Source organism: Mucilaginibacter daejeonensis, from assembly GCF_020783335.1.
In the GTDB taxonomy this organism is placed as follows: domain Bacteria; phylum Bacteroidota; class Bacteroidia; order Sphingobacteriales; family Sphingobacteriaceae; genus Mucilaginibacter; species Mucilaginibacter daejeonensis.
Genome location: NZ_CP086068.1, coordinates 4,799,003 through 4,810,254 on the forward strand (window position 1 = coordinate 4,799,003; position 11,252 = coordinate 4,810,254).

The window sequence follows — 11,252 nt, forward strand, 5'->3', positions numbered from 1 at the left end:
CGGGTCTCTACGATGTCCTCTGGATATGCAGAAGCCTGGGCTCTATGCCGCTGTTGATGGCTTAACCAATTTTTGAACATGAAGTTGAACTTTTACTTTTTAAAAAATCACAAAGCTCACTGGGCACTTACCTGGTTCATCCTGTGTTTCCCAGTATTATTGTTTGCCCAGAGTGTAACGATAGAAGGTGTTTTAAAAGATGCACAAGGACCTATCCCCGCAGCAAGCATCGCCGTTAAAGGCACTACCAACGGCACCCGCTCTGACGTGAACGGCGCCTACACTTTGAAAGCCGATGCGAACGCCACCCTGGTGATCTCCATCGTGGGTTACAAGACCCGTACCGTATCAGTGGCCGACTATAAGCCTAATACCGGCTCGGTCTATCGTATAGACCTGTCGCTCGAGTCAGACCTGAACAGCCTGAACGATGTAGTGGTGGTAGGTTTTGGTAAGCAAAAAAGAGTTAACCTTACCGGTGCGGTATCCACCGTAACAGCAAAAGACCTTGCCAACCGCCCGGTACAGAACGTTACCCAGGCGCTGCAAGGTTTGATCCCCGGCCTTAACATCACTCAAAGCAACGGTTCATTGGAAAGCTCTCCGTCGATCAACATCCGTGGTACCGGCTCTATCGGTGGTAACACCAATACCGACCCACTGATCCTGATCGATAACATGGCCGGCGACCTTAACAGCTTGAACCCTCAGGATGTGGAAAGCATCTCGGTACTTAAAGATGCTTCTGCCTCATCGATCTATGGTTCAAGAGCTGCTTTCGGCGTGATCCTGATCACCACCAAACGTGGCAAACTGGGTAACATCCAGGTGAACTATAATAACAGCTTCCGTATCACCACCCCGGTGGTAAGGCCCGAAATGCTTGACTCTTACAGCTTCGCCCTGTACTTTAACGATGCCAACATCAATGGTGGTAGCACTGCCTTTTTTGACGCTGATCGTTTAAAACGCATCAAGGATTACCAGGATGGCAAAATTACGGCAAGCATCATCCCTAACCCGAGCAACAAGAACTTTTGGGCCGATGGTTATGCTTATGGTAATGACAATGTTGACTGGTACAAAGCCATCTACAAAGACCATTCATTTGCGCAAGAGCACAACATGAGCATTACAGGTGGTAACGAAAAGACCACCTATTACATATCAGGCAACTACCTGACCCAAGCCGGTCTGATGCGCTACAATCCTGATGGTTACAACCGTTATGGCGTTACCGCCAAGATCAATAACAAGATCAGCCAGTACCTTGACCTGAACTACTCGATGCGTTTCTCGAGAGAGGAATTGAAACGCCCATCATTTATGACCGATGGTCTGTACAATGACCTTGCCCGCCAGGGATGGCCGGTATTACCGTTGAAAGACCCTAATGGTTACCTGTTCTCGTCGCCTTCACCTGCCTTAGGTTTGGATCAGGGCGGTCAGGACCGTACCACTAAGGATTGGAACTATCACCAGTTACAATTGGTGTTACAGCCGATCAAAGGCTGGCGTACAACTGCCGAGGTGAACTACCGTATCCGTAACGATTTCCGTCATTACGATGTACAACAGCTTTACAACCACGATGTGGCCGGCAACGCTTATGTATACAGCAACTCATCAAGCGTTTATGAGTACGCTTTTAAAGAGAATTATTTTAACGCCAACATCTATTCCGAGTACTCTAAGAGCATACAGAAAAACAACTTCAAAATATTGTTAGGTTACCAGACCGAGATGACCAAATACCGTGACCTTAGCGGTTCACGTCAGGGCGTCATCATTGCGGCTCAACCGGTGTTGAACCTGACCTCCGGCCTTGATGCCAACGGTAAAGTGGTAGCGCCATCGCTCAACGGTCAATATCAGCAATGGGCCACAGCAGGTTTCTTCGGTCGTTTGAACTACGATTATGATGGCAAATACCTCTTAGAGGCAAACCTGCGTACCGATGCTTCTTCAAGGTTCCGTTCTGATAAACGCTGGGGTGTTTTCCCTTCAGTGTCTGCCGGCTGGAACATCGCCCGTGAAGATTTCTTTCAAGGCCTGAACAAGACCGTTAATACCTTCAAGTTCCGTGGTTCATACGGCAGCCTGGGTAACCAGAACACACGCGACTGGTATCCGACCTACCTGACCATACCTTATGGTGCGGCCAACGGTTCATGGTTAGTAGGTGGCCAGCAGCCAAGTACTGCCGGTGCACCAAGCCTGATCAGCACTACCTTGACCTGGGAGACCGTTAAGACCTACGACGCTGGTTTGGACTTCGGATTTTTCAACAACCGTTTGACCGGTTCATTCGACTACTTTATCCGCAAGACCCTTGACATGTTAGGCCCTGCCCAATTGCTACCAGCAACATTGGGTGTTACCCCTCCGGCCACTAACAACACTGACCTTAAATCGGCCGGTTATGAGTTAGAGATCGGCTGGAACGACCGCCTTAAAAATGGCTTAGGTTATAACGTTAAATTGTTATTCTCTGACAACCAGGTGACGGTTACCCGTTACCCTAACCCGGCAGGCAACCTGAACAACTACCGTGTTGGTCAAAAACTGGGCGAGATATGGGGTTACACTACCGTAGGTATCGCTAAAACACAAGCTGAGATGGACGCTCACTTAGCTACCCTGAGCAACGGACAATCTATCGTTGGTGCGCAGTGGGGTGCTGGTGACATCATGTATGCCGACTATAACAAAGATGGCAAGTTCGATAACGGATCATCTACCGAAGCTAACCCGGGCGACCGTCACATCATTGGTAACAGCACCGCCCGTTACCGCGTAGGTTTTGATGTGGGTGCCGATTATAAAGGTTTCGACTTTAGAGCGTTCTTCCAGGGTGTGTTGAAAAGAGATTACTTTACCGATAGCTACCTTTTCTGGGGTGCTACTGACGTGATCTGGTGGTCATCAGGTTTAAAACAACACCTCGACTACTTCAGGAACGATCCAAGCAGTCCGCTGGGTGTAAATACCGACAGCTATTATGCACGTCCAACATTTGGCACCAAAAAGAATCAACAGGTACAAACCCGCTACGTACAAAATGCTGCTTACCTGCGCCTGAAGAACATCCAATTAGGTTACACCATTCCTAACATGCTTACCAAGCGTATAGGCCTGTCAAAACTGAGAGTGTTCGCCTCTGGTGAGAACCTGGTGACCTGGACCAAACTGGCCAAGATGTTCGATCCGGAAATGCTGGATTACAACTGGGTAGGTAACCCTTATCCGCTTTCAAAAGTGGTATCATTTGGTCTAAGTGCTACATTTTAATCTGATCCATTATGAAATTCGATCAAATCAATATTAAAAAGAGCTTTGCTTACCTGTTGTTAAGCTTAGTGATATTCACCTCGGCCTGTAAAAAACAGCTTGATCAGGCGCCATTGTCGCAGATCACGCCTGAAGGCTTTTTCAATGAGCAGTCGCAATTAGGCGCTTATGCCATTGCCCGCTATTCCAGCATCCTGCCATCACACCAGAACTGGACCTTTGGCACCTTTGGTATCGATGCTAATACCGATAACATGATCACCCCTGATCTGAACAACCGGTTCATTCCGGGTCAGTGGCGCGTGAATCTTGACGGTGGCGATTGGAACTTTGGCAACATCCGCCAGTTGAACTACTTCCTGTCGCAAACGTTACCAAGATGGCGCGCCGGACAGATCACCGGTAGCAGCACTAACATCAACCAATACATTGGCGAGATCTACTTTTTACGTGCCTACGAGTATTTTACCAAACTTCAGCGTTTTGGCGACTTCCCTATCTTAAGGTCACCACTGCCTGATGACCTGAGCATACTGACCAAGGCCAGCGAGCGCCGCCCACGTACCGAGGTGGCCAGGTTCATCCTGTCAGACCTTGACTCGGCCGCTACCTTACTGCAATCAGGTTCGGTAGGTAATAAGAACCGTATCTCGCAAGAGTGTGCCCTGTTACTGCGTTCACGTGTGGGCCTTTTTGAAGGTACCTGGCTAAAGTACTTTAAAGGTACCGCCTTCGTACCTAACGGTACCAACTGGCCAGGAAAGACGGTCAGCTATAATTCCAGCTATCAGTTCCCTTCTGGTAGCATCGATGGCGAGATCCAGTATTTCCTGAGCGAATCGATGAAGGCGGCCCAGGCAGTGGCCAGCAAAGTGGCGCTGACCAACAACACCGGTATTATTGAAGCGCCTACCAACGAGAACCCATACTTCAACATGTTCAGTGCGGTGGATATGTCGGGCTATAGCGAAGTGTTGCTGTGGAGACAATATGCACAGAACATCGTTACCCACAACGTACCTGTATACGCCATGATCGGCAACAACGCTGTTGGTTTGACCCGCAGTATGGTTGAAAGCTTTGTGATGAGCAATGGCCTACCCATATATGCTGCCGGAAGCGGTTACAAAGGTGATAACTACATTAGCGATGTAAGAGCAGATCGTGACGGCCGTTTGAACCTGTTCCTGAAAGAGCCCGGTCAAAAGAACGTTTTGTTGAACGCAAGCGCAGGTACCCACGTTACCGCTGTTGAGCCTAATCCGCTGATCACCGTATCCACCTATGAGCAAAAATACTCCACCGGTTACGCTATCCGTAAAGGCCTGAACTATGACGGTGCCCAGGCGCGCAACGGTGGTGGTTACACTGGATGTATCATCTTCAGGGCTACTGAGGCTTACCTGAACTACATTGAGGCGAGCTACGAGCTGACCGGTAGCATTGACGGTACCGCTGCAACCTACTGGGCGCAACTACGTAACCGTGCTAAGGTGGACCCTAACTTCCAAAAGACCATTGCCGCTACCGATATGTCAAAAGAGACCCTGGACATGGGCGCTTACTCGGCCGGTACGCTTATATCGCCTACGCTGTATAACATCAGACGTGAGAGAAGATGTGAGCTGATGGCCGAAGGCTTACGCTATATGGACCTGATCAGGTGGAGAGCTATGGATCAGCTGATCACTCAGCCATACCACTTTGAAGGCTTCAAACTATGGGGCCCAATGCAATCATGGTACGGTTCAACGCTGATCTATGGCGCATCCAATACCAAGTCTAACGTTTCAGACCCTGCCTTGAGCCTATACCTGCGTCCGCAAGAGATCAGAAACACCTCATTATCATACAACGGTGCCAAATGGATCATGGCACATTACCTGAGCCCTGTTGCTGCCCAGGAATTTGTGATCGCATCAAGCAATGGCACCACGCCAATATACCAAAACCCGGGATGGCCTACACAAGCCGGCGGTGTTCCGCAATAAGCTTGCTGTAAACTGCGCATTGAACCTTTGCCCTATGAGTAGATAGGGCAAGGTCAATGACATTAAATTGGGGGCCTCTAAGAAGTTATTTCTTAGAGGCTTTTTTATTAATAGAGTTTTACGCGAGCCCAACTTATTGGGTCACGTTCAAAGAGTCGATAAGGCTGTCCTTAAAGCCGAAATTGAATTTGAGCACCACCGGGCTGCCAGGGAATGTGCCTGACACTTCAGCGGTAAGCACGCCCTTCGAGTCTGACTCGTCATACTGAAGCGGTTTAAGCTGAGACCGATACACTTCCATGGCATGTTGGATCCATTGTTGGATCTCTTCCTTGCCCTTATGGGTCTTACCCTCATCGTGAACGATAGCCGATCCGGTGAAACAATCTGCGAAAGCCTTGCTGTTGTAAATGTGCTGCGTTTCTATAAAACGCTGTACTACTTGTGGTAATTTCATGGTATCGATGTGTTTTAGGTTGTTTAGATGGTCGGTACGGTCCCACCGTCGATAATGAAATTGGTCCCTGTTAAATAATTAGCTCGTGGAGAGACGAGGAACCCTACCAACTCGGCCACTTCTTCCGGTTCGGCCGGTCTGCCGTATGGGATCCCGCCCAAGGCGTCCATTACTCCTTGCTGAGCTTCTTCTACGGTACTGTTGGCATTCCTCGCTATCTCGCCCAACCAAGCTACCGATGCTGATGTATTGATCCACCCAGGTGAAACGGTCAGTACGCGAACACCTTTTGGTGTGACCTCTTTAGATAAGCTTTTACTGTAATTGATCAACGCTGCCTTCGAAGCGGCATATGGCAAGGTAGAATTATATAGCGGCAATATGCCTTGGATGGAAGCGATGTGGATGATCACGCCATTTTTTCGCTCGATCATTTGTGCTAAAAAGCCCCTGTCGAGCCTTACCGGAGCCAACAGGTTGGCTTGCAGGGTCGAGATCCAATCCTCATCATTCAATGCTGCAAAACCACCGGCGGGTGTTGATGAAGCGCCGAGGTTATTCACCAGGATATCCAGCCTGCCATAGGTTTTCAGCACTTCACTGATCACTTTTTGCGCATCCTCCGCCTTGCTCAGGTCAGCAGCAATAAAATGCAAGCTGTTGTTCTCTGTTTCGGGAGCGTTCCTTGCGGTGATGATCACTGTTGCACCGGCTTGTAACAGCCTTTCGGCGATGGCCTTTCCTGCTCCTTTTGTACCTCCGGTCACCAGGGTGATCTTGCCCGATAGTTCATTTTGATAATTCATTTCAGCTGTTATTAAATGTGTTGGTGCAAATCTCCGTAGTACGCCGATACCATACAATTACGGGCTTACGAATCAAATAGGGCTGAATTTATCCGTATTGCCCACTTGTGGCCGCTATCGTATATTTGTTATTATGTATGTGAAAAAGATCGCTCCATCGCTCAACTGCGGGCTCGACCTCGTGGGAGAAGTACTGTACGGCAAATGGAAGATCCGCATCTTGTGGTTCATTCATCAAGGCCACAAACGGCCGAGCGAGCTGCAACGCAAGATCCCTGATGTATCGCGCCGGGTATTGAACGTGCAATTAAAGGAGCTGGAAGACCATGAATTGGTAAGCCGGACCATCTACCCGGTAATGCCCCCAAAGGTGGAATACGACCTTACCGAGCTTGGCCAAACACTCATTCCGCTGATCAGTGCTATAGGTATATGGGGAGATGAGCACCAGGAACGGTTACGCAAGGTCATTTTAAAGCAAACAGCACTATCATCAGGCCTGCCTATACCTTTTTACGAAGACGATGAGGTGCCTGTGAGCGATACGGCCTCTATTTGAGTAGTTCGTTCAATAGCGGCGTGCTTAAAATAAAAAAAGCCTGTAGATCTATTTACAGGCTTTTGGTCATAATGACCCTTTTTTGCGGAATGGACGGGACTCGAACCCGCGACCCCATGCGTGACAGGCATGTATTCTAACCAGCTGAACTACCACTCCTCCCGTTTGGGACTGCAAATATATAAAACTCTTTCAAGATGTGTTAAAATATCTGCACGTTATTGTGATAAATATGGCTTTTGAGGCCATAAGCCGTAATTGTCAGCATCATAATAATGGCCCTGGCGGTTACTAACTTTTAATAACGAATGCTTCGAGACCGCACATCAACCCATCGCGAAACTTCCAGACATCACAGTACCGGTAGGTTTCGTCTTCTCCATCCTCGTTCTGTTGTTGGATGGTGCCAATGGCGATCACATGGTCCGCCTCAGCGATCATATCTGACACGGTGAATCTCGGTGGCTCCTTGTATCCTTCCTTCATCCATTCGCGCACTTCCTGCTTTCCCGAAAGAACCTTGTCGCCAATAAAGTTCCATGTGGTATCGTCGGTACAAAATGTTAGAAAGCCCTCGTTGTCGCCTTGTTTGATCGCCTGGTTCGCTTTTTCTAAAATCGACTTATTATATTCAGACATATGTTACTCGTTTAAAAGGTGATCGATCATCAATTCGCTATCGTAAAACAGCGGACCGTTTATCATTGTGTTCGACCTGCGCGTCATTTTATCTTTTGGAAAGCCGCGCAATGTTATAGAGAAACCCCAATATACACGCATGAATGAGCACCGATTAAGCGGCAGATCCTACTCAGTCAAATTGACCGATCGCTCCACAGGGCTTTAAAGGAGCTAAGCTTTTTAGCGCTTGTCGAAGCCATTCGCTTTTGTTGTACGCGGTCATAAATAGCTACATAATCTGGGTGCTCTGTACCCATTAAACGGTCCCAGATACGGAGATACAAGCCGTAGTTGCCCTTAAATTTACTATGATGAACATTGTGGTGCACCGAGGTATTCACGATCTCAAAAAGGATGCTTCCGCGCAACCATAAAGGTGCCACTTCGTACCCCAGGTGACCGTAAACGTTGATCACGAACCCGCCGAGAACAAAAGCCATTATCGCATACAAATGAATAGGTAGCACCAACACGATCAGGAGCAGAACCAGCCCTTCCGTCCAGGCCTCAATGAAACTGAATGAGTATGCAGCCCATGGAGATGGATTATTGGATCGATGATGCAATAGATGCGTCAGCTTGAAGAGGCGGGGGTGGTGAAGCAACCTATGCATCCAATAAAAATATGTGTCGTGGATCAGAAACGCGATCACAAGTGAACAAAAGAACCAAACCATTGACCGGTCATGAAGACCATCATAGATCAGGGTGAATTTTTTTAATGGGGTGAACATAATGACACACCCTATGATCGTCAAAACAACAGTGGTTTGCATTGAATGCAGTATCTCGCGTATGAAGTCTTTACGTCCGGCCTTATTTCCCTGAATCTTATTAGGGGCGAACCAGTGCTCACCCAGCCAGTAAAAGAGGAAAAAGGCCACTCCAGAAATGATGAAATACCGAAGCACGGATATGGTCAGTAATTGGATGATATCTTTAAGCATGATCTGTCTTATTAAGTTCATCAAAACTACTTCACGCTGATCCGGAAAAAATTATCAAACGCTAATAAAGTCATCTGCCATTTAGAGTGCGTTTCCTGATCCTGCTTAAGGTGACCGGAGTGACACCCAGCATGCTGGCCAGATATTTATCAGGCACCCGGTTGTAAATATCTGGTTTTTGGGTGATCAGGCGCTGGTAGCGCTCTTCTGCGGTAAGTAATACAAATTCTTCCATGCGCTCCATTGCGCCCGCCAGCATTTCCAATGTCACCTTATTTTGGAAGTTGGCCAGTTCCAAATTTTGTTCGATCACTGGCGCGACCTTGGCATGATCCATCTCAAGTAACAGGGTGTCCTCCATGGCCTGATACGCGAACCGCGTTGGTATCCCATTCAATATCGTATCGTGCGCGGCAAAGAACTGATTCTCCCACCGTAGCATCAAGGTGCGCTCCTCTCCATGCGGTGTTAGCAGATAGGTGCGGATCAATCCTTTGATGATAAAAGCCAGTTTTTGTGAGTTACTGCCCACCGGGATATAGATTTCGCCCGCATTGACCTGCCGCAGGCTGATGAATCTTTTTAGGTCCATGAGTTGGGCCGGCAAAAAGGCCTGTAAATTATCGAGGTACTGCTCAAGAGATAATTTTTCAAATGCCGTCATGCGCTTGCGATCAATTAAAATTAATAGGTTATGCGAAGATCCGGTGTCACCTCAATTCATCAAAACGCTTCAGGTGGCCGCTTTATTTCTCAGCCAAAGGCCGGTATTATAAAATTCAACTTAATAATAACTGCTTGATCTGCAATGGCGTATTGAAAAGCTCCTTTGACAAGTGGCGCTGGTAGCGTTGGTAAATGGTATGGAACAGATGCCAGATCGATCCTAACCTTGTCGTTGGTGATGTTTGGACATTATAAGGTAGGCAGCAAAACAAAAAGCCTTCAAATCGTTAAATTTGAAGGCTTTTGCACATTCTGTGAATGTTTTTAGCGGAATGGACGGGACTCGAACCACTTCGTTATGCTATTAAATGTCAATACTTTACTGAACTGCTGAAATTTTACTCCCGAATTTCTCGCGGAGAATTTGCAGTATTTTGATTCCTAATGACTTGTTTAAAGTTAAACAAAATCGGTGAATAGATCAACATATATTTAAGAAAGCAATTTGAAAATGGGGGCTGATTTGGAACCGGAGGGAACGCTGAAAATTGCGTTGCGGGCTCTCTTTCGATATCTATGTCTTGGTTTATTACCCTGCTCACCGGGCGCTCACCAAATAGCCACTAACTGACCCTTAAATTATGCTACTTAGTGTATTGAGATAAAGATCACGCTTTTTCGTGAAACACACGTAATAATATTCATATGAGCCGAAGTTAAATAAAAATAAACTTCGAATCGAGATGACCTCAACATCCGTTCAATTGGAGGCGAAATTGAATCGACTTTATCGGCATCCATTTACATTATTAATTTATCTGTGTGCCAGACACTTCGTTGTGATGTTAAACTTATAATGTAAACTTACATTCAAAGCATTCGGCAGGTTCGAATCCGTCATTTGTGTCTAGCGGAATAATCGTTCATCTTTATCCATCCGTTCACATTTAATGGCACTTGTAAAGTGAGTTACCGTAGTTGATTTATAAACTAGGTTGTCTTATTGAACTATAAAGTACGGGAATTTCAATACGGCGTGATCAAAGGTTTCCCGGTGATGATGCAAAGCCTGCGCTGTATCACCGATACGCCAATCCAACGGTGTTTCCAGGAAATCAAAAATTTCGTCGTTGGTCAACACATCCCCGGCGGCATATCGTTTGGTATCAAGCACCTTTCCGTCAATATCCACGAAACGATCTGTAGCACCGTTGATGATCTGCATGAGTGCACCAGTGCTCATTACTGGCACGTCCCGGCACCACCAGCCATTATAATAATGGGTATTTGTCATGACTAATGGCTGGGTGCGCTGTATTTCGGCCAATTGCGTGCTTGTAAAATATGCTTTCAAAACATTGGAATCTGACGCGATGGCGTCGGCAGACAGTTTTACCTGCTCAACGCCGTGTTCCAGTTTTTGACGAAACTTCCATTGCTCAAATTGGCTAATACCATTTCCGTAATATACTTTGATCTGTATGATGTAAAGGGTGTCGCCCCTTTTCGCCACCAAGTCAACATCTGTTAACGCTTGACCATTCCGTCGTAGAACGACGTTTTCAACCACATGGTCCCAATGATTATTTCGCATGACACCCGCAATGTATCCCTCCCAAGCTTTACCAATCCGGATGAAATTAGAAGAGGCCAGAATTCTACTGCTCTTATTCACTAATATACCAATTTGAGGTTAGAATACAATCTAATGATAAGGTTTGTGGGAGCGCAAGATCTACATCCACATCGCTAGTTCTTGGTAAAAACCTCGCGGTTATATTTATGCATATATAAGTAGCATGCTGCTTGATCCATCATATTGACGCAAGAAGCTGTTATGCATCATTCATTAGC

The 11,252-nt window shown here is 47.0% G+C and carries 9 protein-coding genes and 1 tRNA gene; 3 read left to right on the forward strand and 7 right to left on the reverse strand.

The genetic code is table 11. The features are described 5' to 3' along the window. Positions 1-78 precede the first annotated feature (78 nt). Both LLH06_RS20620 and LLH06_RS20625 read left to right on the forward strand, forming a co-directional pair. Entirely contained in the window at positions 79-3,291 is a 3,213-nt protein-coding gene (locus LLH06_RS20620) for a SusC/RagA family TonB-linked outer membrane protein (protein WP_228171176.1), read from the forward strand. Positions 3,292-3,302: 11 nt separating this feature from the next. Beyond that, positions 3,303-5,282: a RagB/SusD family nutrient uptake outer membrane protein gene (locus LLH06_RS20625; RefSeq protein WP_228171177.1), complete on the forward strand. Its 1,980-nt coding sequence runs from the start codon at positions 3,303-3,305 to the stop codon at positions 5,280-5,282. 133 nt (positions 5,283-5,415) lie between these two features. On the opposite strand, the gene LLH06_RS20630 is transcribed toward LLH06_RS20625, so the two are convergent. Then, positions 5,416-5,739, reverse strand: coding sequence for a nuclear transport factor 2 family protein (locus tag LLH06_RS20630; RefSeq protein ID WP_228171178.1), 324 nt, complete (start codon positions 5,737-5,739; stop codon positions 5,416-5,418). 23 nt (positions 5,740-5,762) lie between these two features. Continuing rightward, on the reverse strand, positions 5,763-6,545 hold the full coding sequence (locus tag LLH06_RS20635; protein WP_228171179.1) for an SDR family oxidoreductase: 783 nt from the start codon (positions 6,543-6,545) through the stop codon (positions 5,763-5,765). A gap of 133 nt (positions 6,546-6,678) precedes the next feature. On the opposite strand from LLH06_RS20635, the gene LLH06_RS20640 reads away from it, so the two are divergent. Next, positions 6,679-7,104: a winged helix-turn-helix transcriptional regulator gene (locus LLH06_RS20640; protein ID WP_228171180.1), complete on the forward strand. Its 426-nt coding sequence runs from the start codon at positions 6,679-6,681 to the stop codon at positions 7,102-7,104. Positions 7,105-7,189: 85 nt separating this feature from the next. On the opposite strand, the gene LLH06_RS20645 is transcribed toward LLH06_RS20640, so the two are convergent. The 5 genes from LLH06_RS20645 to LLH06_RS20665 form a co-directional block, all read right to left on the reverse strand. Beyond that, positions 7,190-7,263 (reverse strand) — tRNA-Asp (locus tag LLH06_RS20645). A 132-nt stretch (positions 7,264-7,395) separates the two neighbouring features. Beyond that, positions 7,396-7,743 (reverse strand): nuclear transport factor 2 family protein, encoded by a 348-nt coding sequence (locus tag LLH06_RS20650; protein WP_228171181.1) that lies wholly within the window; start codon positions 7,741-7,743, stop codon positions 7,396-7,398. Between the two features lie 176 nt (positions 7,744-7,919). Further along, positions 7,920-8,732 (reverse strand): sterol desaturase family protein, encoded by an 813-nt coding sequence (locus LLH06_RS20655; RefSeq protein WP_228171182.1) that lies wholly within the window; start codon positions 8,730-8,732, stop codon positions 7,920-7,922. 70 nt (positions 8,733-8,802) lie between these two features. Continuing rightward, a complete protein-coding gene (locus tag LLH06_RS20660) occupies positions 8,803-9,396 on the reverse strand; it encodes a Crp/Fnr family transcriptional regulator (RefSeq protein WP_228171183.1) in 594 nt (197 codons plus the stop codon). A gap of 1,002 nt (positions 9,397-10,398) precedes the next feature. After that, entirely contained in the window at positions 10,399-11,073 is a 675-nt protein-coding gene (locus LLH06_RS20665; RefSeq protein WP_228171184.1) for a hypothetical protein, read from the reverse strand. Positions 11,074-11,252: the final 179 nt, after the last annotated feature.

Excerpts from the sequence above, each read along its gene's own strand:
- LLH06_RS20620 (WP_228171176.1), top strand. The coding sequence starts at position 79 with ATGAAGTTGAACTTTTACTTTTTAAAAAATCACAAAGCTCACTGGGCA.
- LLH06_RS20625 (WP_228171177.1), top strand. The coding sequence starts at position 3,303 with ATGAAATTCGATCAAATCAATATTAAAAAGAGCTTTGCTTACCTGTTG.
- LLH06_RS20630 (WP_228171178.1), bottom strand. The coding sequence starts at position 5,739 with ATGAAATTACCACAAGTAGTACAGCGTTTTATAGAAACGCAGCACATT.
- LLH06_RS20635 (WP_228171179.1), bottom strand. The coding sequence starts at position 6,545 with ATGAATTATCAAAATGAACTATCGGGCAAGATCACCCTGGTGACCGGA.
- LLH06_RS20640 (WP_228171180.1), top strand. The coding sequence starts at position 6,679 with ATGTATGTGAAAAAGATCGCTCCATCGCTCAACTGCGGGCTCGACCTC.
- LLH06_RS20650 (WP_228171181.1), bottom strand. The coding sequence starts at position 7,743 with ATGTCTGAATATAATAAGTCGATTTTAGAAAAAGCGAACCAGGCGATC.
- LLH06_RS20655 (WP_228171182.1), bottom strand. The coding sequence starts at position 8,732 with ATGCTTAAAGATATCATCCAATTACTGACCATATCCGTGCTTCGGTAT.
- LLH06_RS20660 (WP_228171183.1), bottom strand. The coding sequence starts at position 9,396 with ATGACGGCATTTGAAAAATTATCTCTTGAGCAGTACCTCGATAATTTA.